Raw genomic sequence first — 26767 nt, forward strand, 5'->3', positions numbered from 1 at the left:
CGCTCAGTCCGTCTGCGGGACGCCCGTGCCGTGCGGGCCGTGCCCGTGGTGCTCGCGGCCGGGGTCGAACTCCGTACACATGTCGTAGAACACCGCCTCCGGGTCGCGGTTCCACTGCCACTTCCAGCGGGTGCGGACGAGCAGCGACAGCTTCCGGGTGAGCGACAGCTCCGGGGTCGTCGACACCGTGTCGTACCCGAGGTTTCGGATGAGTCGGTGGTGGTCGACGTACAGCACCGCCGCGAGCAGCACCGCGAGCTGGCAGTCCTCGGGGAGGTACTTGATCCCGGCGACGCCCTCCTCGTAGAGGCGCTCGGTGCGGGTCATCTCCTCGCGGATCGCGGCCGCGACGCTCTCGTCGAACTCCAAGTCGAGGATCTGTTCCTCGGTCACGCCGTGGCGCCGCAGCGTCTCCAGCGGGAGGTAGATCCGGTCGCGCTCGACGACGTCCTCGCGGACGTCCCGGAGGAAGTTCGTCATCTGGAACGCCTCGCCGAGCTTCGTGGCGTGCGGGAGCGCCACTGCCTCCTCCTCCGGGTCGAGGTCCATGATCGCGGTCATCATCCGGCCGACGGCGGCCGCGGAACCGTCCATGTACGCCTCCAGGTCCGCGTACGTCTCGTACCGGTCGGTGTCGATGTCGCTCTCCATCGCGTCCACGAACGAGTGGACGTCCCCGTCGGGGATGTCGTTGCGCTCGCACACCTCCGCGAACGCCTCCAACACGGGGTCGTCGGTCGGCTCCTCACCGAGCGCTGCCGACCGGAGCCGGTCGAGTTCGGTCCGCTGCTCGGCGGGCGGCGCGGTGTCCTCGGCGTCGACGACCTCGTCGGCGATCCGGAAGAACCCGTACAGCACGTACGTCGGATGGCGAATTCGCTTCGGCAGCAGCCGGGTGGCGACGTGGAACGTCTTCCCGGTGCGCCGCTGGATCCGCTTGCTCCGGGCAACCTGCGTTTGGTCTACCATGTTGACCCCGAGCGGCCGGCGCGGAGGGTCAGGTACGGGTCGCCCATCATGGAAGAAAAGTCGGCCTCCAAGAACATAACAGTTCGCACGACACAGTTTGGGCCCCGGTCGCTCCCGACGGTTCTGGCGCCGCCTCGGGGCGGTGCGCGAACTGACCGGCGGCGTAGTGGAACGCCGTTCGACCGCTCAGTGGAACGCCGTTTGATCGCTTAGTAGAACGTGTCGCTACAGTCGTAGACGACGCCGTGCGACGGGCAGACGTACTTACAGTGTCGGTGGTACATCGGCGTCTCGCAGACCGGGCACGGGCGACCGCCGTTCTCCGGGGGGTCGTCGCTCACGGCGGAGGGACGTGGGCGAGGGAGAAAACCCTGTCCGATATCGACCGCGCTGTACCACCTGACCAGTCAGTCGTCGAGGTCGAGACGGAAGCGGATCTCGGTCAGTCGTCGAGGTCGACCCGGAAGCGGATCGGTCAGTCGTCCGCCAGTCGGTCGTACACCGATCGGGCCACCGACTCCTCGCCGAACGGGAGCGTCAACACGCCCGGCCACTCGGAGTCGGTGAGGGCGTCGACCGTCTCCCGGTCGAGTTCGACGCGCCTGACCTCGGTGCCGTCGAGCGTCATCGACACCACGAACGCCGCCGGGTCGTCGGTCGCGCCCGCCTCGTCGAGGCGGCGCCGAAGCGAGTCGATCCCGTCGTCGGAGAGCACGACCTGAACGAGGAACTCCCCGTCCTCGGCGAAGACGCCCTTAACCCGGTCGAGGTCGCTCGCGTCGAACAGGAGGGCGTCCGTGTCGTCGTCCCCGATCAGCCGCGCGACGAACGGCGCGTCCGCGTCGACGGCGGCCGATTCCGGCCCCTCGTCGCCCGCGTTCGACTCGCCGGCCGGAGCCGGGCCGTCGCCGCCGATGCCGCCGAGCGCCTCGCCGTCCGTCACCGTCGCCGCGCCCGCGAAGCCGACGGCGCCGACCGCACAGACCGCGCCGAGGCCGCCGAGCACGCCTCGCCGAGAGATGTCCATACCTCGCGGTTCCGGTGAGCGGTAAAAAGGGTTACACGCCGATTATCACGCGGGGCAACCGGCGGCGACGGGGGCAACCGGCGGTGATGGCAGGGGCTACCGACTCCAAGGAGCGAGGATCGGCTGACTACGCCGACGCGAAGGCCACCTCGTCGCGGGAGGCCGTCTCGCCGAACAGCCAGTCGGCGTGGTCGACGGCGTACTCGCGGTGCTCCTCGGTGATGTAGCCGAGCGCGTCCTCGACGACGACGGGGCGGTAGTCCCGGAGCCCCGCGCTGCCGGCGGTGTGGAGGACGCAGACGTTCGCGAGCGTCCCGCAGATCAGCAGGTCGTCGATTCCGTGCGCGTCGAGGTACCCCTCCAGATCGGTCTGATAGAAGGCGTCGTACGTGTGCTTCTCGACGACGTGGTCGTCGTCGCGCACGTCGAGGTCGGCGACGAGTTCGGCGTCCCACGACCCCTCGACGACGTGTTCGCCCCACCGGTCGAACTCGTCGTAGTAGTGCGCCTCGTCGAACTGCTCGGGCGGGTGGACGTCGCGGGTGTACACGACGCTCGCGCCGGCGTCGCGGGCGCGCTCGACGAGCGCCGTGACGGGCTCGACCGCAGCCTCGCTCGGCTCGGCGTAGAGGCTCCCGTCGGGGTGACAGAAGCCGTTTTGCATGTCGACGACGACAACCGCGGTCTCGGTCGGATCGAACGCCATACCGGGAGTTGGGACGGACCCCTCAAAAACCGTCGTCCCCCGCGAGCGCGGGCGACGACCGACCGGCCGCCGCGCCTACGGGAGACGGCGGGAATCCGACGCGGTCGTGGTCGACCGGGCGTCGAAAAATCCGCCGGCCGCGGCGCCGAAGGAAGCGACAAACTACTTACCGAGGCGTCCGATACGATTCGTATGCGACGGGTTCTCACCCTCTCGACCGCGGCTGCGGCCGTCGCCGCGCTCGCCGTCCTGTGTGTCGCGTTTACCGCCGGCGTCGCCGCCGCGGACGCCGGCGCGGTCCCCGCCGCGTCCGCCGGAAACGGCCCCGTGACGTCGGACGCAGTTCCCTCCGCGTCGGCCGAGGAGTGCGATCCGGGCGACGGCACCGAGCTGGTCGGCTGCTGGAACGGGACCCACTACGAGGAGTCGGTCGATTTCGCGGAGACCGACGGCCTCAACGAGACCCAGCTTGAGGCCCTGACGGACCTGACGATGGCCCGGGTCGAGCACGTCCGACAGCGCCCCTTCAAGCGGGACGTGCCGGTCGAGACGGTGACGCGCAGCGAGTACGCCAACGACACCGCGAGCGGCGGGAACGGCTCGGCGGCGTTCCGTCGCTGGAACGATCAGGTGTGGGAGGCCCTGTTCGTCGTCGGCGACGAGACGGACGCGAACGACGAGATCGACTCGGTGTTCGGCGGCGCGGTCTCCGGCTTCTACTCGCCGGCCGAAGACCGGATCGTCATCGTCGTCCCCGACGGCGAGTCCCCCGACATCGACCCCTCGACGCTCGCACACGAGCTGCTCCACGCGATGCAAGACCAGTACCACGACCTCACTAGACCCCGATACGTCGGCGTCACGCAGGACGGAGACCTCGCGGTCGACGGGATAATCGAGGGGGAGGCGGTCCACGTCGAGGAGCGGTACGCCGCTCGCTGCGCGGACAACTGGACCTGCGCCGAGGCGCCCGAGAGCGGCGGGGGCGGCGGCTCCGGGGCCGAGTTCAACTTCGGCATCCTCCAGACCGTCCTCCAGCCCTACGGCGACGGCGCGCTGTACGTCCGCGAGCTCCGCGACGAGGGCGGGTGGGCGGCGGTCAACGCGACGATGAACGACCCGCCCGAGTCGACCGCGGAGGTCATCCACCGGAACCCCGACTACGAGGAGGGGAACGTCACGTTCCAGGACGCCGCGACCGGCGGCTGGGAAACGTACCCGGACCAGGGGGTCGACGGCGCGGAGACCGCGGGCGAGGCGTCGATGTTCGTGATGTTCTGGTACCAGAGCCTGGAGTACGGACACGCCGTGTTGGAGCCCGACGCGACCGCCCAGCAGAACGTCCAGATCCACCTCGACACCGAGGCGAACCTCGAGACGCGGGCGGTCTACAACTACGCGCACCCCGTGACCGACGGGTGGGCCGGCGACGAGCTGTACCCCTACCGGAACGGCGACCGCGACGGCTACGTCTGGGCGACGGAGTGGCAGACCGCGGACGACGCCGCGGCGTTCCGCGACGCCTACGTCCGGATGCTGACCGCCCGGGGCGACGGCGAGTTCGCGGACGGGACCGTCTACGAGATCGGCGGGGAGAGCGACTTCCCCGGGGCGTACGCCGTCGTGCGCAACGGGACGAGCGTGACGATCACCCACGCGCCCTCGCCGGCGGGCGTCCTCGAACTCCGCCCGAACGCCGACCTCGCGCTCCCCGACGCCGACGGCGAGAACGGAACCGACGGAACCGACGGAACCGACGACACCGGCGGCGACACCGACACTGACGGGAGCGACGGGACGAGCGGCGACGGGGCGAGCGACGACGACGGGGACGGCGCGAACGGGAGCGACGGGTCCGGCGACGGGACCGGCAGCGACGGAGACACCGGCGCCAGCGCTCCCGGGTTCGGTGTCGTCGCGGCGCTGGTCGCCCTCGTGACCGCGCTCGGGCTGTCCGCGCGGCGGTCGACCTAGCCGGGCGCTCGTTCTCCGAGGGGACTGGCCGCCGCCGCGACACGGGTGGCTTTTCGTCCCCGCAGCCGAACCATCCGGCATGAGCGAGTTCGACATCGTCGACGCGGCCGCGATCCGAGAGGGCCGCGCGACCGACGCGTACTTCGAGCGGACCGAGGCGGCGCTGGAGGCGGCGGGCCGGAATCCCCGCGTCGTCGCCGAGGTGACCGCGGACCAGTTCCCGGACGGGGAGTTCGAGCTGTTCGCGGGACTCGACGACGCCGTCGAACTGCTCGCCGACCGCGAGGTCGACGTCGACGCGATCCCGGAGGGCCGCCTGTTCGACGGCGGACCGGTGATGCGGATCGAGGGGCCGTACCTGGAGTTCGCGCGGCTGGAGACGTCGCTGCTCGGCTTCCTCTCGCACGCGTCGGGGATGGCGACGGCGGCGCTCGACTGTCGGGTCGCCGCGCCCGAGTCGTCGGTGCTCTCGTTCGGGGCGCGACACGTCCACCCGGCGATGACCGCGGCGGTGGAGCGCTCGGCGCTGGTGGCGGGCTTCGACGGCTTCTCGCACGTCGCCGCGGGCGACCTGATCGGCCGCGAGGCGTCGGGGACGATGCCGCACGCGCTCGCCATCTGCTTCGGGCGGGGCGCACAGGAGGCCGCGTGGCGCGCCTACGACGAGGGCGTCCCCGCGGACGCACCCCGGATCGCGCTGTGTGACACCTACTCCGACGAGGTCGACGAGGTCCTCCGCGCGGTCGAGACCCTCGGCGACGACCTCGACGGCGTCCGTCTCGACACGACGGGCTCCCGGCGCGGCGACTTCAGACACATCGTCCGCGAGGTACAGTGGGAACTCGACGCGCGGGGTCACGGGGACGTCGACGTGTACGTCTCGGGCGGGCTCGGCCCCGACGACCTCCGCGAGCTCCGCGACGTGGTCGACGGGTTCGGCGTCGGCGGGTACGTTTCCAACGCCGACCCGGTCGACTTCGCGCTCGACCTCGTCGCCGTCGACGGCGAGCCGGCGGCCAAGCGGGGGAAGCTCTCGGGCGCGAAAGACGTGTATCGCACGGCGGACGGCGCGCACGCGGTCGGGCTCGCGGACCGCTCGGGACCCGAGGGCGCCGAGTCGCTCTTCGAACCCGTGATCCGCGACGGCGAGGTCGTCGCCGACGAGGCGTTCGATCTGTCGGCGGCGACGGAGCGGGCGCTCGCGGACGCGGAGGCGGTCGGGTACGGGTCGGACGACTGAGAAGGAAACGGGAGTCCGGTGTTACAGCTCTTCGACGGCGCCGCCGTCGGCGCGCTCCCGGAACACCTGGCCCTCGATGAGCGTCACCATCGTGTCCTCCTCCTGCCACGCGGTCGGCGAGAGCTTCGCCTTGCGGCAGGTGCGCGAGAGGAACTCCGCGGCCGACCAGCCGTTCTCGACGGGGACCGTCGGGTAGAGCCAGCCGTGGGCGTTGCCGCTGTCGACGGCGACGCCGTGGGTACCGATCTCGAGGTCCTCGGCCGGGTCGTTGGTGAGGACGGTGTTCGAGACGACGAACACGGAGACGGTGATGTTGTCGAGCTCCTTCGGCTCCACCTCGGAGCCGCAGGAGTCGCCCGACGCCGCCTTGATGGCGGCCTCGACGATAGCGTGGCCGAGCTGGTCGGACGTGTCCCACGCGCCGGCGCAGCCGCGGAGGCGGCCGCGCCCCCGGGTCGACTGGAGCCGGACAAAGGCGCCGGTGCGGGCGTAGAACGCCTCCCGCATGCTGCCGGGCTGTTCGCGTTGCCCGTGTCGAACGAACGACTCGACCGCCTCCCTCGCGAGTTCGACCGCTCGTGCACCGTCGTCGTACGACAGCTGAACGGTCTGGGCCTCGGACATGAGAGTCCATTACGTTGCTGACGACTTGAACGCTTCCCTTGTGGCACCGTTCTCGCGGGATTCGCGTCGTCTCCGGCGAAACCCGTCGTTCTCGACCCGAAACGCTCCCGATCGAACCGCTTATTCGCCGGCGGGCGTAACGATCCGGCGGACAGAGGGAGCCCGACTCCCGTGCCTCCGGCATGAGGAAAGTCCCCCCACCGGCCGGACAGGCGACCGGGCACACGCCCGGAGTCGGAGACGGCTGGCTCTGGAACAGCAACGACACCCCCCGCCCCGACCGATGACCCGCGCGAACCGACCCGCAAGGGAAGGGAGTTAACCCGGAGAGGGCGCGTGGCTCTGCCACGTTTAGACGGGCGGGAACGGATGGAACGGCGAATCCTCGCCGGTGCAAGTCCGCGCCACAAGGTAGTCCGGCCACGGCGCGGACGCTCAGCCGAATGTCGGGACGAACCGAAGGGGGCTTACTCCCCTCAGTCCGCTCGCACCGACCAGCGGCGCGACTCTTCAGTGATTACTTATAAACCGACAGCGGTGGCGCGTGCCGGTGAGCGCCGCGGTGCGGCGCGAACCGCACCGCGCGAGGGACGCGACGAGCGAGTAGACGACCGAAGGGAGTCCCGAGCGAGTCGCGAGGCTGGGGAGGTATGAGGCTGTGCGGAGCGGCGCGGGACTCGACTGGGGCTTCGGTGGTGGTGATCGTCGAGCCGCAGTCAACAGCGTATAAACGATCGAGGAAAGTTTGCTATCGAAATCCGTCTCAGGCCGTCTCCATCTCTTTTTCCAGCTCGCGGAGCTTCTCGATCCGATTCTCCGTCGAGGGGTGCGTCGAGGCGATCTTGCCGACGAAGCCGGCCTTGATCGGGATGATGAAGAACGCGTTCATCTCCGCCTCCTCGCGGAGGTCCTCCTTCGGCACCTTGTCCATCCGACCGTCGATCGTCATCAGCGCCGAGGCGAGCGCGCCGGGCTTGCCCGTGATCAGCGCCGCGCCGCGGTCCGCAGAGTACTCGCGGTAGCGCGAGAGCGCGCGGATGAGCAGGAACGAGACCACCCATACCAGAAGCGACACGAGGATCGCCACGATGACGGGCGCGCCCTGCCGGTTGTCGCCGCTGAACAGCCAGCCCCAGCGCACGATGAAGAAGGCGATCGTCGAGAGGAACGAGGCGATGGTCATCACCATCACGTCGCGGTTCTTCACGTGGGCGAGCTCGTGGGCGAGCACGCCGTCAAGCTCGTCCTCGTCGAGGCTGTCGAGGAGGCCGGTCGTCACCGCGACGGTCGCGTTCTTCTTGTTGCGGCCGGTGGCGAACGCGTTCGGGACGCGGGTGTTCGCGACCGCGACCTTCGGCTTCGGGAGGTCGGCCTGCTGGCTCAGGCGCTCGATCCGGCGGTGGAGGTCGGGGTACTCGTCGGGGTCGACCTCGCGGGCGCCCATGCTCCGCAGCGCGAGCTTGTCGCTGAAGAAGTACTGGGCGAGCGAGAACCCGCCGAGCATGATCAGCGGGAAGAGGAAGTCGCCGAAGTACACCGTCAGGGCTCCGACGAACACGACGTAGAGGGCGAACAGGAGGAACATCGTGAACGCCATCCGTCCACGCAACCCCCAGTCTGTCTTCCAGTCCATACCCCTAAATTACCGTTCGGCGCGTTAAAGCCTGCCGGAGCGGGAAGCCGTGGTCGCCGATCGGCGTGGGAAGCGAATGCGATGCCGACCGAACGACGAACAACGCCCTTTTTCCGACGCTCGCCGAGGGACGGACATGGATACCGTCCTCGTCACCGGCGGCCGCGGCGCCTCCGGGCGCTGGGTCGTCGACCGGCTCGCGGGCGACTACGAGGTCGTCGTCGTCGACTACGACCACCCCGGGCTCGGCGTCGACCCCGCCCCGAACGTCTCGTTCCGGGCGGCCGACCTCGCGGAGCGCGACCAAGCCCTCGACGTCGTCGCCGCCGTCGACCCCGACGCCGTCGTCCACTGGGCCGCGATCCCCGTCGCCGGGACCCACCCCGAAGGGCGGGTGTTCGAGACGAACGCGCTCGCCGCGAAACACGTCCTCGACGCGGCGGGGCGGGCCGGCGCGCCGGTCGTTCAGGCCTCCAGCGACGGCGCGTACGGCTTCTTCTTCGCCGATCCGACGCCGTTCCCGGACGAGCTACCGGTGACCGAGGAGCACGCGCTCCGCCCCGAGGACCCCTACGGGCTCTCGAAGGTGACCGCGGAGGCGGCGGCGGGCGCGGTCGCGCGCCGCCACGACGTGCCCGCGGCCTCGATACGCCCGTCGTGGATCCAGTACCCCGGAGACTACGCCTGTCGCGCCGACGAGTACGTGACCGACCTCGACGCGGGCGCCGGTAACTTCTGGTCGTACGTCGACGCCCGCGACGTCGCCGACCTCGTCGCGGCCGCGCTCACCGACCTCCTCGGCGGCGACCCCGCGGTCGACCCTGGAACCCACGAGGCGGTCAACTGCGTCGCGGCCGACAACGCGCTCGGGCGGCCGCTGCTCGACCTGCTCCGGGAGTCGTACGGCGAGATCCCCGAGGGCTGCGCGGTCGACGAGCGCGCGCTCGGCGACCGCGACGACCGCGGCGCGTACGCGATCGAAAAGGCGGAGCGGCTGTTCGGGTGGACGCCGTCGCGCTCGTGGCGCGACGCGGCCGACGAGTCCGTCCCGGAGCCGACGCTGTTCGAGTCGTAGCCGGCGCGCGGGCGACGCGAGCGGCGCCGCGGCTCAGATCGAGAGGATCGCGTTGACCAGCGTCCGCGTCGCGATGGCCGTCACCGCGCCGAGCCACGTGAGGAGGACGAAGTGGATGTAGCCGTTCGCGGGGTTGCCGCCGTCGATCCGGCGGATCATCTGCGAGGAGAGCGCCGCGTTGAACAGCACGACGGTGAGCAGCAGGTACTCGATCAGCGGGATGTCGTAGGCGCCGGGGTAGACGATCTGGCCGATGTCCATCTGGTCGAGCCCGAAGTCGGCGGTCAGGTCGGCCAAGATCGCGACGATCTCTAGGCCGATGAAGAAGGCGAACGTCGCCGCCGCCGTGATCCCGTACAGCAGCCCGATGAACGTCATCGCCGCCTGCCGGCGCTGCTCGCGAAGCTGGTTGACGGCGTTCATGTTCTTCGAGATCAGCTCGCCGAGCATCTTCGGGTCCCCGCCCATCCGCCGGCCGACGAGGTACATCTCGGAGAACTTCTGGATGAGGTACGAGCGCGTGTCTCGCGTGAACGCCCGCCACGCGCCCTCGGTGCTGATCCGCATGTTGAGCCGGCGGTAGAGACGCTCTATCGAGTCCGAGAGCTTGCCGAAGTTCTTGTCCCGCAGCGTCGTCAGCACGTCGGTCGTCGTCGACTGCTTCGCGCTCTCGGTCGCGCCCAGCGCGCGCACGAACGACGGGAACTCGCCGTCGCGAGCGGTGATCGCCTGCTCCTCGTTCCGGAGGACGACCCCGGTGACGATGAGCGGCGAGATGGGGACCGCGAGGTACAGCGGCAGCCTGACGTCGTCGAGGAAAAAGAGGAGGCCGGGCAGTCCGGGACCGTAGCCGAACATCCCCGCCGCCGTGATCCCGATGAGGACGAAGGTGAGTCCGCCGCCGCCGATCAGCGAGCCCCACAGCTTCAGGTCGCCGGGCGCCCGCTCGTCCGGGTGGTACCAGATCGGGTCGTACGGCGACGTCGCGCGGATCATCGCGTAGAAACCGAGCTGGACGAAGACGAACAGCACGATGACGGCCGCCACCGTCGCGGTCGGGTCGTTGCCGGTGAGGATCGGGAGGACGACGGCGAACACCAGCGCGAACGTCATCGAGAGGATCATCGACATGTACAGGTCCTTCATCACCTCCAAGTTCGAGAGCGCGGACTCGTAGCGCGTCTCGTACTGCGCGAGCATGACGTCCTGCTCCGAGACGAGGAACTCCTCTAACGACTGCCCCGCGCCCATCGTGTAGCCGAGCCGGTCGAAGAAGTCGGCCATCGCGTCGGAGGGGACTTCCTGGGCGCGGCGGCGACAGGCGTCGTCGAGGCTCTGGTTCCACGTGTCGACGAGGTGGACGACGCGGCCGATCTCCTCGGCGGCGACGCCGTACTCCTCTTCTTGTGCCAGCGTCCGGAACACCTCCATCCGGTCGATGTTCGTCGTCGACAACACCGTCATGTGCGTCATCACGAGGTGGAGCTGGTTGTCGATCTTCGTCTCCAGACTGGAGAGGTAGATCTTCGGGTAGATGACGGCCGCGAACAGGACGAGCCCGCCGAACATCGGTATCGGCACGCGGGCGGCGAACGGGAGCGGCAACGCGACCAGTCCGACGACGCTGCCGAGGAACACGAACACGGCCGGCACCAGCACGAGGCCGACGTACTTCCCCTTCGAGATGTCGAGCTGGTCGTACGACTCCATCACCTCGGAGGTGAGCTTGGCGGCCGTCGCGAGCCCGTCGCCCATCTGTTTCACCGCCATCGCTAGCTCGCCTCCGTCGTCGGCCCGTCACCCACCGTCAGTGCGCCCTGCACCGTCATCACCTCGTGTTCCGGTGCATGTCGAATGGAAGCCCCTCGACGCCGTCGCGCTGGAAGGAGTTGATCGCGTCGTTCACCTCGTGGTAGCCCAAGATTCCCTCCTGTATCATCCGCTCTATCAGCTCCGCGCGGAAGTTGAGGTCGTCGTAGATATCGCGGGTGTCGGCGTACCCGAGCAGCGTCGCGATCTGCTCTTCTAACACGTAGGAGTTGTTCATCCCCTGGAAGACGATCTCGTCTTCGACGGGGTCCCAGCTGAACACCTCGCGTGTGACGACCCCCTCCATCTCCTTGGAGTACCCCTCGATCTCCTGGACGCTCGTCACGCGGCGCAGAACCTTATCGCCCTGTTTCACGCGGTTCTGGAACAGCGCCACGTCGGCGTTGTCCATGAACGTCTCGGGGACGTTGATCGGCTCGGAGGTGAACCGCTGGATCATCGAGACAATGTCGGACGCGTGGAACGTCAGCATGACGGGGTGGCCAGTCTGGGCCGCCTGGAACGCCATGCGCCCCTCAGCGCCACGGACCTCCCCCACGATGATGTAGTCGGGGCGCGACCGCAGCGCCGCGGCGACCAGATCGAACATGTCGACGTCGGAGGAGCCCTCGCCGCCGCCCTCGCGGGTCAACAGCTGCTGCCAGGTGCTGTGCGGCGGGATGACCTCGGCGGTGTCCTCCGCGGTGTATATCTTCGAATCGTCCGGGATGTACGAGAGGATGGCGTTCAGCGTCGTCGTCTTCCCGGACGCCGTCTCGCCGACGACGAAGACGGTCTGCTCGTTCTCTAAACAGAGCCAGAGGTACGCCGCCAGCTCCGGCGAGAGCGTCCCCCAGTTGGTGATCTGGTTGATCGACAGCGGCACTTCCTCGCCCTGCCGGATCGTGAGCGAGGAGCCCTTCAGGGAGACGTCGTCGGAGTAGATGATGTTGATACGCGACCCGTCGGGCAGCGTGGAGTCGACGATGGGGTCGGAGTCGGAGAGCGGGTCGCCGATCCGTTCGCCCATGTTGCGGAGCCAGTTGTCGAACTCCTGGGGCGTGCCGAAGTCGACCGTCGTCTCCAGCATGCCGAACGTGCCGTGGTCGACGTGGCACTCCTTGGGGCCGATGACGTGAATGTCCTCGTTGGCCGGGTCGCGCATCACGGGTTCGAGCGGGCCGAGCCCGACGATGTCGCGGTTGAGCCGGTAGCGGATGTTCTCGTACGTCTCCTCGGTGACCGACAGCTTCCCGAAGTTCTTCAGCTTCGAGAGGCCCTTCCGCCACCCCGACGAGGAGTCGTCGACGTGGGTCACCTCCTCTAACAGCTCCTCGATGAGGTCGTCGTACTCCGCCTCGTTCTCCGGCGCGGTGTGTTGACCGCTCACGGTGAGCAGCCGGTTTTTCACCTCGTTGAGTATCTCCGCCTGCGGACCGGAGACCTCCGGCTCGATGGCGTAGTACTTCGTGTCCTGTCCGAGGTCGCCGTAGATGTGGCTGTAGATGGGGCCGCCGACCGGGTAGATGACGTTCGGCCGGTTGGACTCGTACTCGTCTTTCGGCTCGTCGATGAACTGCGGGAACTCCCCGGTGATCTGTTTGAACTCGCGGAGGTGCTCCCGGAGGTGCGGCCGCCGCATGGCGGCCTTTCGGAGCTCTTCGGATGGTTTGGCGGTGCCGTGTTCGGTCATGTACTCCACCCGTTCGTCGGTGCGGTCGCGGTCCGCGCGCGCGGACCGGCTGTACGTCGAGCGCTCATGTGTCAGGCGACGCTGCGGCTCTCGATGACGATTCCGGTTCCGGAACGGACCGAGAACCCGATCGTGTCGCCGACCTGTTCGCCCATGCCCGCGAACCGCTTCACGTTGATCTGCCGGCGGATGTCGTTTCCGACCTCGATCATCTCCAGTTCGAGGAAGACGTCGGCGATGGAACGGAACGGGCCGATGGCGTCGTCGTCGACCGCCGAGGGGTCGACCGTGAGCACTACCACCTTCCCCTGCGAGATGATCTCGCGGAAGAAGGAGATGATCTCCAGCGCGGCCTGCCGCTCCTCGTTTTTCCGGACCAAGGCCTCGAAGGTCGGGTCGTTCCGGAAGATGGCGTCGAACGTGTCGAGGAAGACGACGTCGGAGTTCCACATCGCCTCGGCGTTCATCAGCCGCTTGAGCAGCTCCTTGCGCTCGCCGTCGCCGTCGGAGAACGCGCCGCCGGAGTCGAAGTCGGCGTGGAGGAACAGTAGCTCCTCCTGCAAGAGCGGTTTCACCATGTCGTACTCCAGCGAGTGCATCTGGTCGATGAACCCGCGGACGGTGAGCTCCGTCGACATCATCGTCACGGAGGCGCCCTCCTGGACGAGCCCGTAGGCGAACCGCTGGGAGATGGCGCTTTTCCCGGCCCCGTAGTCGCCCTCCATGAGGACGATGCTCCCGCGCGGGATGCCGCCACCGAGCTCCTTGTTGAGCCGGTCGCGCTCGCCGAGACCCAAAGAGAGGAGGTTGTCGGAGCGGGGCATCTCAGTTACCCCCCCTCCACGCGGAACTGGAACAGCTCCTCGTCGCCGTTCACCGAGAGGAACAGCCGGTGGTCGCCGTCGGCGAGCCCGCCCGACCCCTCGATCTCGTTGGCGTCGATAGTGAGCCGGAGCACGTCGCCGCGACTCCACGCGTTCGCGCCGTCCGCGGAGACGAGCTCTCCGGAGAGCGCGCTCGGGCGGACGTACGCGCCGTCGAAGACGACGTCGAGGTCGGAGCCGTCGGGCGCCAACCGATACGTGCCGGTGTTCTTTATCAGCAGCGTCACGTTCTCGCTGGTCGCGTTGTACACCCCCGCGCTGGGGTCCGAGATGATCGTCACGTCGGTCCGGAGCTGTTCGGTGGCGTCGAGGCCGGCGTCGTCGACGGCCGCGCTCACGCGGTCGACGCCGGTCGTGATAGTGCCGACGACGCCCGCGGCGATCACCAAGCTGGCGATGAACAGAATGAGGTGCGAGACGGGGACGCTGGCCATCTACGCGCTCACCTCGGTCACGGTCGCGGCGTCGCGGACGCCGGACTCGACGACGAGGACGACCCGCGTGCCCTCCCCTATCGTCGTGGTCGTGTCGCCCTGTGCGACCTCGATGGTCAGCGTCTCGTCGCCGAGCCAGAGCGCGGTGTCGGCGTCGCCGTCGACCGTGGTGGACGCGTTCGCTCCGCCCACGTCGACGTACTCGTTGCCGACCACGAGCGTCGCGTCGGCGGCGACGAGGCCGATCGACCCCTCGTTGGTGGCGTTGACGGTGAGCGTCGACGTCGCGGTGTCGTACGTCGCGTTCGTCACCGAAAAGTCAGTGTTCTGCCGTTCGAGGGCGCGCTCGTTGACGCCGTGTTGGGCGTCGGACACCCTGTCGAGTCCGTTGGCCGCCACGGGGTAAAACGTCGTGAACGCGAAGAACAGCCCCGCGACGATGATGGCCGTGGACGCGGAGACGCTAACGCCCATCTCCCCACCCTCCGTCGGCCGGATCGGCGCGGTCGGAACGGGGATTCGGGTCGTTCATCGGTCGCGTGGAACCGTTCCGGTCGCGCCGGTCGTCGCGGTGACCGTCGCGTCGGTCCGCGTCCGCCTCGGTCGTCGCGTCGTCGCGCTCCGTCGCGTCGCGGTCCGCGCCGTTCGTCCGTCGCTCGCGTTCGGCGGGCGCGTCCCGGCGGCCGGAGTCCTCGTGGCCGTTCCGCTCGGGGGCCGGGCGATCGGCCCGCCCGCCGTGAGCGTCGCGACCGTTCCGGGCTCCGCGGCCGGAGTTCGGTCGGCCGCCGCGGCGACCGTTCACCGGCGCCCCGCCGACGAGCGAACCGCCCGCGAGGTCGTCCCAGCGGTCCAGAAGCACCGTGTGGCTGCTGGTGCCGTTGAGCTGGGTCACGTACCGGAGGCTGCGGGTGTGGTGTTCGCGGACGAGTCGGTCGGTCCCCGGCCGGTCGACGAGGTTGCGGTCGATCGTGCCGAACCCGGAGAGGAAGTCCCGGAGCCGCGCCGCGGCGTCGGGACCGATCCACTCGATCCGCTCGTAGTAGTTGATGGCGCGCACCGCGTCGGTGACGTCGCTCTCGGAGACGAGGAACTCCAGCCACTCCATCACGAGGAGGTCGCCGACGTAGTCGCCGGGGAGTTCGGTGAGGTACGGCTTGCCGCGACCGTCGCTCCCCGAGAGGTCGTCTTCCCCGACGTACTCGAAGCCGCCGGACGCCTCGGCGGGGTCGCCGCCGGGCCGACGGTCGGGCTGAGGGTCCGGCTCGGCGCCGCCCGCCGGATCGGGGTCGGTCGCCCCCGCCGGATCGGGGTCCGCAGGCTCGTCGAAGTCGACGCCGTCGTCGGGGCCGCCGAGGTCGTCGCCGAAGCCGTCGTCGGCGCCGTCAAACGAGTCGGTTTCGTCGCCGGGGTCGTCGAACGAGTCGTCCCCGTCGTCGAACGGGTCGTCGTCCGCGGCGTCGTCGCCCTCGTCGGCCCAGTCGGCCTCCCCGGAGTCGTACTCTTCTTTCAGTTCGCTGAAACTCTTTCCATCGTCGTTCATGTCGTCTCCGTCGTCCGCCGTTTCGGTCTCGGACGCGGCGTCGTCCGTGCTGTCTTCGTCCAGTTCGTCGAACTCCTCGTCGAAGTCGTCGAACCCGTCGTCACCGTCGATGTCGTCGAACTCGTCGTCGTCATCGGCGTCGTCGAGTTCGTCGTCGAACCCGTCGTCTCCCGTTTCCTCGTCGAGGAGGTCGTCGTCGAAGAAGCCGTCAGCGTCCGCGTTCGCGACGTCCTCGTCGAGGTCCTCCTCCTCGCTGCCCTCCTCGTCGTCGAAGATTCCGAACGACCCCTCGCCGCCGCCGGCGACGCTGTCGAAGCCGCCGGAGTCGTCGACGAACGGGTTGATCCCGCGGGTGACCATCTCGTAGATGTCGAGGAGGTTACGAACGTCTTCCTCAATGTCGTCGACGGCGTTCGAGATCTCCTCGTTCTCCGAGCGAACCGTCGAGACGGTCGAGGAGAGCGACGCGACCTCGTTTTCGAGCTCGTCGAGCCGGTTTTCGAGCTCGTCGGTGGCCGCGCCGCCTCCACCGCCGCCCCCGCCACCGTCGTCGAACTCGTCGTCCCACTCGTCCATCCCGTCGAAGTCGTCGAAGCCGTCTCCGCCGCCGCCGCCACCGCCCATACCGCCGCCACCGCCCATCCCTCCGCCGCCCATGTCGCCGCCGAAGGGATCGTCGTCGCCGTCCATACCTCCGGAACCGTCGTCGTCGGAACCGTCGTCGTCGAGGAACCTGTCGAGGACGCTCGCACCGACGAGCCCCAGCGTGGCGACTGCCCAGGCGGCGGTTGGAGCTCCCCACACCGGTAGTTCGAGGCCCATTACCGTGTACGACCCGCAGAACCCACTTCAATTCACCCCTCAAAATATCAACGGTGAGAAGGCACGTCACGGAGAGTGATACGGCCGCTTTCGGCCTCGAAACGCTGGGAAAGCGGCGGAATAGAGTCGGGATATCCGGGGGCGATCGCCCGTCAGATCGTCCGTTCGAAACCGTCCGCGGCACGGACGACGAGCCGACCGCCCGGACCGAACCGGACCGTCCGGCCTACCGCGTCGCCGACGTCGCTGGCGGCGACAGTGACTCCCGCGGCGTCGAGCACCTCCCAGACGCGCTCGACGTTCCGCGGGCCGACCGCGTCGGTGAGATCGAGCATCTCGGCGCCGCCGGCGACTCTCGCCGTAAGTCGACGAGGGTCCGCGCCGGCGTCGTCGAGCGCTCCGATCAGCGTGTCGATACCGGTGTCGACGTACTTCGCAGGCCGAGAAACCGCGGTCGTCCGTCCCTCGCCCGCGGGCAGCATGGCGTGGAGGAGACCGCGGACCCCCGCCCGCTCGTCGACGAGCGCGACCGCGACGCAGGAGCCGAGCCCACTGGTCGTCAGAACCGCGTCGTCGGTGGTGACCGCGAGTTCGCCCACGCCGACCTTGATCCGACCGGGATCGTCGGGGACCGCACCACCGGTGACGGCGGCGGGCTCCGCGTCGGCGACCGCGTCGCTCTCCGTTCGCTCCGCCGGGTCGTCCGGCCGGTCGTCGGAGAGCGAGCGGGTCACGGCTCGGAGAGGCGGTCGAGCGCCCGGGCCAGTTCGCGCTCGTCGGGGAGCGCGTACACGTCACAGCGCGCTTGGATCCCCTCGGTCTCGATGGCGGTGTCGATCACGAACCCGTAATCCTGCCGCTCGCTCAGCTTCGCGACGAGCGGGCTGATCGTCGACGCGCCGATGTCGTGGACGAACTCCGGCGGCGAGTGGGTGATCGACGTGCCGAGCACGTTCGCCCACCCGTCGATGAACCCGCTCGTCATCACGTTGCCGAGCTCGCAGAGCGCGTTCTGCGCCATCTCGCCCAGCGGTTCGTCCGTCTCCATCGGGAGCATCGCGTCCGCGACGGCCGCCGCCGAGGACTCCTCGAAGAGGATCGCGAGGTACCCGCTCGGCTCGCCCTGAAGCTCGAACACCGTGCCCGCGTGCGGCTCGTCCCCGACCTCCGCCGGCACGTCCGCGAGCGGGACGAACCGGAGCCGACTCACGTCGACGCTCGTCTCCAGCCCGGTCATCATCGCGATGTTGTCGGCGGCGTTCGCCGACCCCTTCTTCGCCAGCGAGGAGAACGTCGACAGCGACTCGTACGGCACCGCCGTGCTCGACGTGCCGCCGTTCGCCTCGCCGCCGGCCGCCGCGGCGGGCGCGGTCTTGCCGACGATGAGGTCGCGGAAGGGGCCCGAATCGGGCAGCATGTAGATCGAGAAGTCGAGGTCCGTCGTCGTCGCGTCCAGTCGGCTCTCGAAGAGGAACACGCCGTCGCCCGCGAGCGCGCCGTCCGGCAGCACCGCGGCGCCGTCCGCCTCGAAGTACCGCGGTGGGGACATGTCGATCGCCTTACCGAGGTAGTTCGCCCAGCCGTCGAGGAAGCCGCCGAGCGCGATGTTGCCGACCTCGGTCACCGCGCTCCGCTTCATCGACTGCCCGCCGGGCAGAAGCGAGAGCAGCGCGTCGGCGTTGGCGGCGTCGAACGCGAGGACCGCCTCGCCGTCGAGGCCGCCGCGGAGACCGACGCTCACGCCGATCGACTCCCGACCGGCGAACGACTCCGCGAGATCCTCGCCGCTGGCGACGCTCGCGCCCGTCACCTCCACCGCGAGGTCGGTCCCGGTCAGGTCCGAGAGCGCGCCCGCGGCCTGTTTCGCCCCCTGCTCCGCGAGGCGGTTACAGGCGCCGAGCGCGCGGACGTCGACGCGCATTATACCGCCGATCCGATGGCGTCGAGCACATTCGGCTTCTGGAACGGCTTCGTGATGTACCCCTCCGCGCCAGCCTTGATCGCCGCCTTCATCTTCTCCTCCTGCCCGACGCTGGTACACATGATCACGGTCGCGTCGGGATTCTCCTCTAAGATCTCCGTCGTCGCCTCGATCCCGTCGCGGATCGGCATCACGATGTCCATCATCACGAGGTCGGGCCCGTGTTCTTCGTACATGTTGACCGCCTCCACGCCGTTCTCCGCCTCGCCGACGATCTCGAACTCCCCTTCGAGGATCTCCCGGAGGAGGTTCCGCATGAACTCCGAGTCGTCGGCGATGAGCACCCGCGTAGCCATTGTTATCTCAAGGGGGGCACAGCGATCACTTAATCGCTCCCCCGCGGTTCTCACGGTTGAGAACTCACGGACGGACGGCGTGGAAACGGCCGCACGCTCGAAACGACAGTCGCGCCCGGTCGTCCCGGACGCCAAGAAGTGTTCACGGTGGCCACACCGCGGTGGTGTCACACCCAGTGGCCGAGGAGATGGACGGCGCCGACGAGGACCGTGCCGCCGAAGGCCTCACGCGTGCCGAACGGGAGCGGGATCAGTCCCACGTCGTCGGCCGAATCGTCCGCGGGAGCGTCGTCACCCGTCGTGTCGTCCGACCCTCCCTCGCCGTCGGAGTCATCTGTCGAGTTCGACTCGCCGTCCGAGTCCGATCCGGTGCCGTCGTCGGGTGAGTCGGATCCCGCGCCGTCGTCGGTCCCGTTTCCGCTCGCGTCCGTACCGTTTCCGCTTCCGTCGGTGTCAGTTCCGTTGTCCGCACCGTCAGCAGTCTCGCCCCCGTCGTCATCGAGCGTCGTCTTCGCCGGATCGCCCTCGACGACGAGAGTGCCGCTGTGGGTGTCGTCGTCGAGGCTCAGCGTGAACGGATGGGTTCCGGGGTCGAGGTCGGCCGTCACGGAGCCGAAGTCGAACGTCCGGGACTCGTTCGGCGCGAGGCGTACCCCTCACGAGCCGGTCGCGCTGCCGTTGTCGACGCCGAGGGTGAGTTCCCCCTCCCCGGCGAGCCCGCCCGTGTTGCGTGCGGTGACCCGGATCGACGAGAGGTTCTGATCTTCGGTGACCGTGACGTTCTCCGGGGCGTCGTCGATCACCAACCGGTCCGGGTTGTCGGTGTCGCCGACGACCACGACCGTCCGACTGTCGCGGAGCGTGGCCCCCTCGTACAGCTCGTAGTTCAGACGGGTCCCGGGCGAGACGCCGTCGAGGCCGGCGTCGATCGTGAAGTTACCGTTCGAGATCTCGAGCGGCGACTCGGTGCGGAAGGGGGCGTCGGACGCGTCGTTCACGAGCGTCGCCGACAGCTCGCGCACCGGCAGCAGCGACGTGGTTCCCGTGATTCGGCCGTTCTCGGCCTCGACGAGGATCTCGCCGTCGTCGGTGACGGCGTCGTACCGGAGGTACCGTTCCGCGACGGTGAACGACGCCTCGGCGCGCACTGACTCGTCACTCGTCTCCCAGTACGGGAACTGCCCCGAGGCGCCGTCGGCCGCCTCGAACGCCGTCGGCGGCTCCGTGTCGTCGGCGAAGGCGTACCGCTGTCCCTCGGCCCCTTCGAGCGCGAACTCGACCGCGAACTCGTCGCCCGCCTCCACGGGCTCGGTGAAGTGGTCGCCGTCGCTCGTGTCGATCACGAGATAGAAGCGCCCGGGCGCGTCGGGGGCCTCCAACTCGGTCGCGTCGGCCATGAGGAGCGTGACGTCCTCCGGGTCGGCGCGCGACAGGTCGAGTTCGGCGGCCGGTTCGTTCCGGCCGGGGTTGGTCTGTCGGACCCGGAGCGACACGCCGTCCTCCTCCTCCAGCAGATCGGTCAGCACCTCGGTGTCGACCGTCTGTCCCGACTCCAGCGGCCCCGCGGAGTTCTCCGCCGCGAAGTGCGACAGCGCGCCCCAGATGCCGGTCGACTCGAATCCGAGGACGACTCGGTTCCCCTTCGTCACCGCGGTGCGGTCAAGGCCGTTCTTCCGGAGGGCCGCGAGCGATTCGGTCTCGGGCTCCTCGTCGAGGGCGCTCGGGTCGATGCTGGTGAACACTTCGACCTCGTCGTGGAGCGTCGGCTTCTCTAACACGAGGTCGGCCTGATCCGCGACCTCGGTCGGCGTCACCACGCCCGAATCGTCCACGACGAAGGTCCCGTTGGTGATCGCGAGCCGGTAGCGCTGCGGGACCAGCGGGCGAGCGAGTCCGCGGGCGCCGGTCGCGCCCGCGAGTTCGGAGAGGTTCTCGGCGACGAGGTTCCCGTTCTCGTCGCGGAACTCCAAGTCGCAGGTCGTGTTCGCGCAACTGTCCACGTTGGTCGCGTCGGTCCCGATCGTTCGCGTGTTGATCGTCGTCGCTGAGCCGGTGATCTTGACCACGTCCACGAACCCGACCGACTGGCCCGTATCGGTGAGTCAGTTCCCACCGATGAGCAGGTACGCCGGCCCGTTCGGGTTGTCGAAGGCGTGTCGAATCTCGACCGGGTCGCCCGCGACGGCGGTGTACGTCGCACGCGAGAACCCGCCGCTGATCTCCGGACGCTCCGCCGGACCGGCCGCACTGGTCGCTTCGACCGCGGCGGGCCCCGTCGGACCGGCAGCGGGCGAGGGAGACGCCAGCGATGAGAGTCCCGCCGCGGCCGGAGCGGTCGCGGCGACGCCGGCGAGCGCGACGAGAAGGGTGAGTCCGATCACTGCGACCTGAAACGCGGACAGCCCGACGGTGGGACCGAATCGACGGCTCTCGTCGGGATCGGCTGTTCCGTCGCCGGCGGTCGGCGTCGAGTGTCCGGAGCGCGTGTCGGTCGTGTCGTCGTGTTCCATCGTCACGTGGAGGTGTTCACGGGGGCGGACCGAGAGACGGCCCGCAGTCTGTTGACGACGACTCGACCGCTCACCGACTAAAGCGTACCCACCCGATTATCAGGGTCTGTAACGGGAGCGCGGCGAATCGGGCCTTTGCGAGAGAATCGCCCGACGTGAGCGGGTCCCTCGGTCCGAAGAATTAAGCCCGGCCGCGTCCCGAATCACGGCAGTATGCCATCGTGTCCCCGCTGTGACGCACCGGTCGACGACGACTCACGCTACTGCGCGCAGTGTGGCGCCCCGCAGACGGAGGACGCGGCCGAGGAGTTAGACGAGTACGTCCAGCGGCAGGCGGAGCAGGTCGCGGGGTCCGGCGGCGGATCCGAAGGCGGCGGGTCGGGCGGGAGCGACGCGTTCCCGTCCACCGAGGATCTGACCGACCGCGAGCAGCTCTGGCGACGGGGGTCGTACGTCCTCGGATACGGGACGGTCGTCGTCGCGCTCACGCGGGTGCCGGCGCCGGAGTCGTGGCCGCTGATCCTCGCCGGGCTCGCAATCTTACCGCCGGTCCGGCGGCTCACCGCCGAACCGCTCGGCAGCCCCCTGAAACGGGAGGTGATGGCGGGGATCTACGCGGTCTTCGCACTGATCGGCGTCGCGCTGTTCGCGCTGTTGTGACCGTGCGGCGTGTGACGATTACCGTGATGCGACGTGTTTAACCAACACTCGGTGGCGCGGCAGAGCGCTGTTGGTTAATCGAGAACTCGCGTCGCCGACGAGGCGTCGACGGCACAACAGACCGCACGATGTGCCCACCTAACGGTCTCGGCGTGAAAGGTGGAAAACCGAGTGACTGCGCCGCAAGTTACACCCGTTTGTCCCGCCGCAGTAGGTCGGTGTCCAAACGTGTGTCACGCCCCTCCGGCTCCGAGAAGGGGCCGGCGAACGAGCGCGCACCCGAATCGCACCCCCGGTGAAATCCGCCGGCACACCGCGCGAGCGTGGGGCACTCAGTATCTGATGGATGAGACGGGGCGCGCCAACCACCGGCGATAAATATCCGAGTACTGAGTATTTGAATCCGTTCCACCAAAACAACCCGGGAACACCGGGGGTGTTCGAGCGGATCTGACGTTTTATGTAGGTGACGTGTACGGACTCCACAGCAAGCGGGCAACCCCCCTGAGGCTGCGACCGCAAATGCCGAGTCCCTCGCTCGGCTGGCGATTTCCGGGGTTTGTGATGATGAGATTCACGCGGTCAAAAGCACACTCCTCTCTCGCGGCGAGGCGATCAGACGTGACGCGGCCGTGACACTCGTTTCGACGGGTAGAACTGCGGCGGGATCGGCTCGGTGTAACACGTCGCGATTTCGGGTTCTAAGCGGTTCTCGTCCCGAAAATCACCGTAGTGGCGCTGTCAGCTCCGTGGGCTCGACGCGCGGACCGGAGAACGAGTCGCGAGTCGCGCCCGGACCGCTTACTCGATCCGGAAGCCGCCTTCCTCTTCAGCGGCGCGCACCAAGTCGCCGATGCTGTCGCTCGCGGAGAGCCCCTGACTCGCCGCGAAGCGCTTTATCATGACCGGCGGGATGTCGACGGTCGTCTCGGAGGCGGCCAGCAGCAGGCCGATCGCTTCCGGGGTCGGCGAGTTCGGCCCGGCGTTCGACGCGAACCACGAGATGAGCGTGTCGAACGTCGCCGTCACGTCGTTCGACACCATTCGCTGTCGGGTGGTGTCGCCGTTCGCGTGGAGGGTCGCGTCGATGCCGTACGCGAACCCGTCGTCGTCGAAGGAGTTCGCCAGCCAGCGGCTCACCGACTGCCGGTCGACGGCGTTTCCTGTGGGCTGGGTCCGCTGCTGTCCCTGCGCGCCGTTCGGCGGCGGTTGGCCCCCGCCGGGTGAGCGCCCGTCCGAAGGCCGTCCGCCCTGTGGGTGGCCGCGTTCGCCGACGCCGGGACCGGCCGCGCTCGCTCGGGGGTCGTCGCCGGCGGGGCGTCGCTCGTCGGGGTTCGCCGGGTCGGCGGTCGTGAACCCCGAGTCGTCCTCGATCTGCGCGCGACGCTCTCCGCGTCCGCGGCCGACGTTGGGGCGACCGTTCGTCCCGACGACGTAGCGACCCTGCCCGATCTCGACGACGTTCTCGTCGTCGGTGAAGTCGAGCTCGTCCGGATCGGCCGGCGTCGCGTCCGGATCGCTCGCCGGGAGATTGTGGTCACTCATGGGTCGTGGTAGCGCGCGCCGTAAAATAGGTGTTCCGGCGGGCTGGCCGCCGCGATGGTTGTTACTGCGCTGTTCGAAGCTCGTTAGAGCCGGACCGCTTCGCCGTCCTCGCTGTAGAGGTCAGGCGAGTTGAGTTCGACGGCCGTCGTCGCCGACGCGGGCGAGACGATTTCGAGCGACGAGGAGTCACTCTGGCCGAAGCCATCTACGTTATCCTCGAGATGGGCGTAATTGTAGGTGTCAGTACTGCCGTTGTACACGCCATCGGTACTGTTCTCTGCGAGCAGTTCACCGAACGGCTGTGCGCCGGGGTTAACGACGATAGTGTAGTCCTCCTCACCGTTCAGGACGGCATTGTCACCGGTGACCCACGCGTTGGTGCTGTTCTGGACCGCGAACGTGCTCGCGTTGAGCTGGCTCGCGTTGTTACTGGAGACTAGGGGAGTCCCGTCGGCCGCTTGCTCGGTGAACACGAGGTTCGCCTGTCCGTTCGGACCGACCGCCTGAATGGTCGTCTCAGAGAGGTCGATCTGATCAGAGCCGGCAGCACCGGAGACAGCAATCCGGATCGACTCGAGTTCGCCTGAGCTCGCGTTACCGACGATACCGACCTCGCTGGACACGTCGATCCGCTCGGAGACGAGGTCCGTACTCTCCTGGCCCGTGGCCTCTGCCTGCGACTGCAGGAAGCCCGCCGTGTTGATCAGGACGCCGGCGGCGATCGCCGCCACCAGCACCATCGCGATGAACACGATGAGCGTACCGATACCGACCTGACCGCGGTCTTCGCTGTTGGTGATGAATTCGAACATTGTTACAGCCTCACCGAGGTCTGTTCTTCAGTCAGCGTCGTCGGAACGCGGAGTTCGGTGCTGGTCGTCGCACCGGACGCCGTCGTGAACGTTACCGAGAGGCTACCACCAGCCTCAAGCCCACCGTCGGCGACATCATCATTGTACGTGAAGTCGTCATTCGGCGCCGTCCCGTTGAGATTCAGCGTGATCTCTGCTCGATCGCCGCTGTCAGTCAGAACGACCGCGTCTTCGACGTCATCGGTGAAGATATCGATGTTGTTGGTCTGATTGAGCGTGCCGGAAACCTGTCCGCCGGTTCCGATTAGCTCGACACTCACTTCGGAGAGGTCGATGTTGCCGGCGCCGGGGGACTGCGCGACCGTGATCTGGAGCTTGTCGATAGCGCGCTCATCACCGTTGCCGGTGACGTTGAGATCGGTCACGTTCCCTGACTGGCTCACGATCTGGAGCCGGTCAGAGACTTGCGCTGTACTCTCTTCGCCCGTTGCTTCCGCCTGCGTCTGGAGGAATCCGGCCGTGTTGATCAGAACGCCGGCGGCGATCGCCGCCACCAGCACCATCGCGATGAACACGATGAGGGTCCCGATCCCCACTTGACCGCGTTGTTCCTCGTCCGTGATTGCTTCGAACATTGGTTGTGTTGCGTCGGCCCCCGGCCTGCCCGGCGGGCGTTATCGATGACGATGGGGAATTCCTACTTAAGATCACGTCCCTAGTTATCCGGACTGATAAACAACTGCCTTCTTGCGTTTTTACGGTTGTTTACAGTGTTTTAGTTACAGAACTTATCAACGATTTCGCGGCGAGAGTATCAGTTCTGGATCTGTCGTAGAGCGATGGGAACGCGACCGCAGAGCGGGAGCTAAACGCGAAGTCGCCCGTCGGTCGAAGAGAACGAGAGCCGTCGAGCGTCGACGACGGAAGAGATCCGGTACTGTAGTTCCCGAACGCTAGATTGAGAGTTCGCGTGCCGTTTTTCACCGATCGCGCAGGCGCGACAGCTCCGATTCGGGGATCACGAACTCCTGCGTCCCCGGCTCGTAGACGGCGAGGCTCCCGGCGACGAGCGCCATCGACGCCGCCAACAGCCCGGTGTTGACTAACAGCAGCGCCTCTGCGTTCCCGAATCCCGTCCGGAAGGCGGCCGCGGGTGTCGCGACCGCCGCGACGACGACGAGTCCGAAGCCGACCGCCAGGTACGCCATCGCCGTGCGGCCGGAGGACCGATACGCCGCGACGGCGAACGCAACGAGCGTCGCGCTGGCACCGGCCAGCACGGTGGTCGTCATCAGGTACAATCCCTCGATGAGCTCCATACCCAGTCTGCTCGAACACCGGTGATAAACCCACGGTGGCGGGTATCAGCGGCGATAACACGATTCGAGGGTCGGGCCGTCGAAGCGGTCGAGGTCCCCGTCCCAGCCGTCGGATCGAGCCGTTCGCTGATCGAGACAATCACCGGTACCATTATAAACGATAAAAATCAATATCGATAACGTGAATGGTGGGGGACGATCTGATCACCGTACTCGGTAACAAATACAACACGGACATCCTGACGGCGACAGGCGACGCGAAGTCGGCGCAGGACCTCAGCGATCAGCTCGACGTCCCGATCGCGACGTGTTACCGGCGGATCAACGAACTGGAGGAGGCGGACCTCCTCGAGCTACACGACCGCCCGCTCTCGGACGAACACCGACGGGTGAAGGTGTACCGCCGGAAAGTGGACGGGGTGGAGGTCGACTTCCGCGACGGCCTCTCCGTTGAGGTTGAGGAGCGCTCTGCGGTGAAAAACCGGCTCGACGACGTCTGGCGCGACCTCTCCTCGCGGGAGTAGCGTCCCACAACTCTTCTCTGCCGCTCTGTTGGCAGCTCTCGGTCCGTTCTACCGAGTCGTTTTTCGGTCTCTCCTCCCTGCGTTCTGTCCGGGTCAGCGTATTCGAGGCTGAGCCTCCGGCCTACTCATTCGCTCCTTGAGGCCGGAGAGGAAGTCGACAACCCCGCCATATTCCACGAATTGTTGCCGTCAGTCCTCCCAGCGTTAATAAATCACTAGGAACACGTTTGACGTATGGAGGTGCGGCGCACTGTCCCGGTCAAACTCGATGTGAATAGTGACGACGCCGCACTTCTCCGCGAAACAGTCGATGAGTTTTCTGTGGGCCGCCAACTACGTCGTCGACCACGCATGGCAGGGCGAATACAAGACCACGAGCAAGGCTCAGCTACAGGAGGAAACCTATGACGAGGTACGCGAGCAGACGCGATTACACGCGAATCTCGTCCAGAACGCTCGCAACAAGGCCGTCGACGCTGTACAAAGCGTCGCGCTCTTGGGTAGAGGATTGTTGGTCAGTTCTCAGCAGTAGCTGGAAGTCACAGCAGGCAAGGGTGACGCGGCCGCGTCACCCGACGAACGATGTTCCCTATCAAGACGTTCGTCTCGGAGCGTCGCGCCGCGAACCTGCTGGAACAGGTTCGCTGGCGCGACGGCGTCTATTGCCCGCGCTGCCGTGGCGAATCTGTG

Annotated in this window: 25 protein-coding genes, 1 other RNA gene and 2 pseudogenes; 8 read left to right on the forward strand and 20 right to left on the reverse strand. The window is 67.9% G+C overall.

The genetic code is table 11. The features are described 5' to 3' along the window. Positions 1 to 3: 3 nt before the first annotated feature. The 4 genes from EXE46_RS04465 to EXE46_RS04475 form a co-directional block, all read right to left on the reverse strand. Positions 4 to 969 (reverse strand): phytoene/squalene synthase family protein, encoded by a 966-nt coding sequence (locus EXE46_RS04465; RefSeq protein ID WP_137687291.1) that lies wholly within the window; start codon positions 967 to 969, stop codon positions 4 to 6. A 209-nt stretch (positions 970 to 1178) separates the two neighbouring features. Next, the gene (locus EXE46_RS17590; RefSeq protein ID WP_255509464.1) at positions 1179 to 1310 is read right to left on the reverse strand and encodes an HVO_2523 family zinc finger protein; all 132 of its coding nucleotides are present in this window, start codon (positions 1308 to 1310) and stop codon (positions 1179 to 1181) included. A gap of 134 nt (positions 1311 to 1444) precedes the next feature. Further along, entirely contained in the window at positions 1445 to 1996 is a 552-nt protein-coding gene (locus EXE46_RS04470; protein WP_137687292.1) for a hypothetical protein, read from the reverse strand. A 127-nt stretch (positions 1997 to 2123) separates the two neighbouring features. Beyond that, the gene (locus tag EXE46_RS04475; RefSeq protein WP_137687293.1) at positions 2124 to 2702 is read right to left on the reverse strand and encodes a cysteine hydrolase family protein; all 579 of its coding nucleotides are present in this window, start codon (positions 2700 to 2702) and stop codon (positions 2124 to 2126) included. Positions 2703 to 2894: 192 nt separating this feature from the next. Here EXE46_RS04475 and EXE46_RS04480 point away from each other — a divergent pair, with 192 nt between their 5' ends. Both EXE46_RS04480 and EXE46_RS04485 read left to right on the forward strand, forming a co-directional pair. Beyond that, positions 2895 to 4676: an Hvo_1808 family surface protein gene (locus EXE46_RS04480; RefSeq protein WP_137687294.1), complete on the forward strand. Its 1782-nt coding sequence runs from the start codon at positions 2895 to 2897 to the stop codon at positions 4674 to 4676. Between the two features lie 79 nt (positions 4677 to 4755). Further along, positions 4756 to 5916 carry a nicotinate phosphoribosyltransferase gene (locus EXE46_RS04485; RefSeq protein WP_137687295.1) on the forward strand — a complete coding sequence of 387 codons (1161 nt, stop codon included), beginning with the start codon at positions 4756 to 4758 and terminating at the stop codon, positions 5914 to 5916. A gap of 21 nt (positions 5917 to 5937) precedes the next feature. On the opposite strand, the gene EXE46_RS04490 is transcribed toward EXE46_RS04485, so the two are convergent. Beyond that, complete coding sequence (locus tag EXE46_RS04490; RefSeq protein WP_137687296.1) at positions 5938 to 6540, reverse strand: TIGR00296 family protein; 603 nt, start codon at positions 6538 to 6540, stop codon at positions 5938 to 5940. Positions 6541 to 6690: 150 nt separating this feature from the next. Between EXE46_RS04490 and rnpB the strand changes: the two genes are divergently transcribed. After that, positions 6691 to 7022, forward strand: an RNA gene (gene rnpB / locus EXE46_RS04495) — RNase P RNA component. Between the two features lie 281 nt (positions 7023 to 7303). Here the strand turns inward: rnpB and htpX are convergent. Then, entirely contained in the window at positions 7304 to 8173 is an 870-nt protein-coding gene (htpX, locus tag EXE46_RS04500) for a zinc metalloprotease HtpX (RefSeq protein ID WP_137687297.1), read from the reverse strand. Positions 8174 to 8309: 136 nt separating this feature from the next. Between htpX and EXE46_RS04505 the strand changes: the two genes are divergently transcribed. Next, positions 8310 to 9248 (forward strand): NAD(P)-dependent oxidoreductase, encoded by a 939-nt coding sequence (locus EXE46_RS04505; RefSeq protein ID WP_137687298.1) that lies wholly within the window; start codon positions 8310 to 8312, stop codon positions 9246 to 9248. Positions 9249 to 9281: 33 nt separating this feature from the next. Here EXE46_RS04505 and flaJ read toward each other — a convergent pair whose 3' ends face one another. The 10 genes and pseudogenes from flaJ to EXE46_RS04555 all read right to left on the reverse strand — a co-directional run bounded on the left by flaJ (position 9282) and on the right by EXE46_RS04555 (position 21217). Next, positions 9282 to 11018, reverse strand: a complete 1737-nt coding sequence (flaJ, locus tag EXE46_RS04510; RefSeq protein ID WP_137687299.1) for an archaellar assembly protein FlaJ — start codon at positions 11016 to 11018, stop codon at positions 9282 to 9284. A gap of 58 nt (positions 11019 to 11076) precedes the next feature. Further along, entirely contained in the window at positions 11077 to 12750 is a 1674-nt protein-coding gene (locus EXE46_RS04515) for a type II/IV secretion system ATPase subunit (protein WP_137687300.1), read from the reverse strand. A 71-nt stretch (positions 12751 to 12821) separates the two neighbouring features. Beyond that, positions 12822 to 13574, reverse strand: coding sequence for an ATPase domain-containing protein (locus EXE46_RS04520; protein WP_137687301.1), 753 nt, complete (start codon positions 13572 to 13574; stop codon positions 12822 to 12824). A 5-nt stretch (positions 13575 to 13579) separates the two neighbouring features. Further along, a complete protein-coding gene (locus tag EXE46_RS04525) occupies positions 13580 to 14068 on the reverse strand; it encodes a flagellar protein G (RefSeq protein ID WP_137687302.1) in 489 nt (162 codons plus the stop codon). Next, on the reverse strand, positions 14069 to 14542 hold the full coding sequence (locus EXE46_RS04530; RefSeq protein ID WP_137687303.1) for a flagellin: 474 nt from the start codon (positions 14540 to 14542) through the stop codon (positions 14069 to 14071). Then, positions 14532 to 16430, reverse strand: coding sequence for a FlaD/FlaE family flagellar protein (locus tag EXE46_RS04535; RefSeq protein ID WP_137687304.1), 1899 nt, complete (start codon positions 16428 to 16430; stop codon positions 14532 to 14534). Before EXE46_RS04535 ends, EXE46_RS04530 begins: the two co-directional genes overlap by 11 nt. A gap of 152 nt (positions 16431 to 16582) precedes the next feature. Continuing rightward, positions 16583 to 17164, reverse strand: a complete 582-nt coding sequence (locus EXE46_RS04540) for a chemotaxis protein CheD (RefSeq protein ID WP_137687305.1) — start codon at positions 17162 to 17164, stop codon at positions 16583 to 16585. Beyond that, on the reverse strand, positions 17161 to 18351 hold the full coding sequence (locus EXE46_RS04545; RefSeq protein ID WP_137687306.1) for a chemotaxis protein CheC: 1191 nt from the start codon (positions 18349 to 18351) through the stop codon (positions 17161 to 17163). The genes EXE46_RS04540 and EXE46_RS04545 overlap by 4 nt, the downstream gene beginning before the upstream one ends. Then, entirely contained in the window at positions 18351 to 18707 is a 357-nt protein-coding gene (gene cheY, locus EXE46_RS04550) for a chemotaxis protein CheY (protein ID WP_004597560.1), read from the reverse strand. The genes EXE46_RS04545 and cheY overlap by 1 nt, the downstream gene beginning before the upstream one ends. A 167-nt stretch (positions 18708 to 18874) precedes the next feature. Then, a pseudogene (locus tag EXE46_RS04555) lies at positions 18875 to 21217 on the reverse strand (BGTF surface domain-containing protein). 213 nt (positions 21218 to 21430) lie between these two features. Between EXE46_RS04555 and EXE46_RS04560 the strand changes: the two are divergent. Further along, on the forward strand, positions 21431 to 21877 hold the full coding sequence (locus EXE46_RS04560) for a zinc ribbon domain-containing protein (RefSeq protein ID WP_137687307.1): 447 nt from the start codon (positions 21431 to 21433) through the stop codon (positions 21875 to 21877). 801 nt (positions 21878 to 22678) lie between these two features. Here EXE46_RS04560 and EXE46_RS04565 read toward each other — a convergent pair. From EXE46_RS04565 to EXE46_RS04580, 4 genes are all read right to left on the reverse strand, one after another. Beyond that, entirely contained in the window at positions 22679 to 23422 is a 744-nt protein-coding gene (locus tag EXE46_RS04565; protein WP_137687308.1) for a hypothetical protein, read from the reverse strand. 83 nt (positions 23423 to 23505) lie between these two features. Beyond that, on the reverse strand, positions 23506 to 24234 hold the full coding sequence (locus EXE46_RS04570; protein ID WP_137687309.1) for an archaellin/type IV pilin N-terminal domain-containing protein: 729 nt from the start codon (positions 24232 to 24234) through the stop codon (positions 23506 to 23508). Between the two features lie 2 nt (positions 24235 to 24236). Then, the gene (locus EXE46_RS04575) at positions 24237 to 24869 is read right to left on the reverse strand and encodes an archaellin/type IV pilin N-terminal domain-containing protein (protein WP_137687310.1); all 633 of its coding nucleotides are present in this window, start codon (positions 24867 to 24869) and stop codon (positions 24237 to 24239) included. A 345-nt stretch (positions 24870 to 25214) separates the two neighbouring features. Beyond that, positions 25215 to 25553 (reverse strand): hypothetical protein, encoded by a 339-nt coding sequence (locus EXE46_RS04580; RefSeq protein ID WP_017343752.1) that lies wholly within the window; start codon positions 25551 to 25553, stop codon positions 25215 to 25217. A 185-nt stretch (positions 25554 to 25738) separates the two neighbouring features. Between EXE46_RS04580 and EXE46_RS04585 the strand changes: the two genes are divergently transcribed. The 3 genes and pseudogenes from EXE46_RS04585 to EXE46_RS04595 all read left to right on the forward strand — a co-directional run. Continuing rightward, positions 25739 to 26077 carry a helix-turn-helix domain-containing protein gene (locus EXE46_RS04585; protein ID WP_137687311.1) on the forward strand — a complete coding sequence of 113 codons (339 nt, stop codon included), beginning with the start codon at positions 25739 to 25741 and terminating at the stop codon, positions 26075 to 26077. Positions 26078 to 26311: 234 nt separating this feature from the next. Beyond that, positions 26312 to 26567 (forward strand): annotated as a pseudogene (locus tag EXE46_RS17355) (RNA-guided endonuclease TnpB family protein); the annotation flags it as partial. Between the two features lie 92 nt (positions 26568 to 26659). Continuing rightward, a partial coding sequence (locus EXE46_RS04595; protein ID WP_137687312.1) for a transposase occupies positions 26660 to 26767 on the forward strand: 108 nt, incomplete at its 3' end.

This window comes from Halorubrum sp. GN11_10-6_MGM (assembly GCF_005435165.1).
Classification (GTDB): domain Archaea; phylum Halobacteriota; class Halobacteria; order Halobacteriales; family Haloferacaceae; genus Halorubrum.

What these genes read in the sequence shown, in the direction of transcription:
- EXE46_RS04465 (WP_137687291.1), bottom strand. Translation starts at nt 969, where the DNA reads ATGGTAGACCAAACGCAGGTTGCCCGGAGCAAGCGGATCCAGCGGCGC.
- EXE46_RS04470 (WP_137687292.1), bottom strand. Translation starts at nt 1,996, where the DNA reads ATGGACATCTCTCGGCGAGGCGTGCTCGGCGGCCTCGGCGCGGTCTGT.
- EXE46_RS04475 (WP_137687293.1), bottom strand. Translation starts at nt 2,702, where the DNA reads ATGGCGTTCGATCCGACCGAGACCGCGGTTGTCGTCGTCGACATGCAA.
- EXE46_RS04480 (WP_137687294.1), top strand. Translation starts at nt 2,895, where the DNA reads ATGCGACGGGTTCTCACCCTCTCGACCGCGGCTGCGGCCGTCGCCGCG.
- EXE46_RS04485 (WP_137687295.1), top strand. Translation starts at nt 4,756, where the DNA reads ATGAGCGAGTTCGACATCGTCGACGCGGCCGCGATCCGAGAGGGCCGC.
- EXE46_RS04490 (WP_137687296.1), bottom strand. Translation starts at nt 6,540, where the DNA reads ATGTCCGAGGCCCAGACCGTTCAGCTGTCGTACGACGACGGTGCACGA.
- htpX (WP_137687297.1), bottom strand. Translation starts at nt 8,173, where the DNA reads ATGGACTGGAAGACAGACTGGGGGTTGCGTGGACGGATGGCGTTCACG.
- EXE46_RS04505 (WP_137687298.1), top strand. Translation starts at nt 8,310, where the DNA reads ATGGATACCGTCCTCGTCACCGGCGGCCGCGGCGCCTCCGGGCGCTGG.
- flaJ (WP_137687299.1), bottom strand. Translation starts at nt 11,018, where the DNA reads ATGGCGGTGAAACAGATGGGCGACGGGCTCGCGACGGCCGCCAAGCTC.
- EXE46_RS04515 (WP_137687300.1), bottom strand. Translation starts at nt 12,750, where the DNA reads ATGACCGAACACGGCACCGCCAAACCATCCGAAGAGCTCCGAAAGGCC.
- EXE46_RS04520 (WP_137687301.1), bottom strand. Translation starts at nt 13,574, where the DNA reads ATGCCCCGCTCCGACAACCTCCTCTCTTTGGGTCTCGGCGAGCGCGAC.
- EXE46_RS04525 (WP_137687302.1), bottom strand. Translation starts at nt 14,068, where the DNA reads ATGGCCAGCGTCCCCGTCTCGCACCTCATTCTGTTCATCGCCAGCTTG.
- EXE46_RS04530 (WP_137687303.1), bottom strand. Translation starts at nt 14,542, where the DNA reads ATGGGCGTTAGCGTCTCCGCGTCCACGGCCATCATCGTCGCGGGGCTG.
- EXE46_RS04535 (WP_137687304.1), bottom strand. Translation starts at nt 16,430, where the DNA reads ATGGGCCTCGAACTACCGGTGTGGGGAGCTCCAACCGCCGCCTGGGCA.
- EXE46_RS04545 (WP_137687306.1), bottom strand. Translation starts at nt 18,351, where the DNA reads ATGCGCGTCGACGTCCGCGCGCTCGGCGCCTGTAACCGCCTCGCGGAG.
- cheY (WP_004597560.1), bottom strand. Translation starts at nt 18,707, where the DNA reads ATGGCTACGCGGGTGCTCATCGCCGACGACTCGGAGTTCATGCGGAAC.
- EXE46_RS04560 (WP_137687307.1), top strand. Translation starts at nt 21,431, where the DNA reads ATGCCATCGTGTCCCCGCTGTGACGCACCGGTCGACGACGACTCACGC.
- EXE46_RS04565 (WP_137687308.1), bottom strand. Translation starts at nt 23,422, where the DNA reads ATGAGTGACCACAATCTCCCGGCGAGCGATCCGGACGCGACGCCGGCC.
- EXE46_RS04570 (WP_137687309.1), bottom strand. Translation starts at nt 24,234, where the DNA reads ATGTTCGAATTCATCACCAACAGCGAAGACCGCGGTCAGGTCGGTATC.
- EXE46_RS04575 (WP_137687310.1), bottom strand. Translation starts at nt 24,869, where the DNA reads ATGTTCGAAGCAATCACGGACGAGGAACAACGCGGTCAAGTGGGGATC.
- EXE46_RS04580 (WP_017343752.1), bottom strand. Translation starts at nt 25,553, where the DNA reads ATGGAGCTCATCGAGGGATTGTACCTGATGACGACCACCGTGCTGGCC.
- EXE46_RS04585 (WP_137687311.1), top strand. Translation starts at nt 25,739, where the DNA reads ATGGTGGGGGACGATCTGATCACCGTACTCGGTAACAAATACAACACG.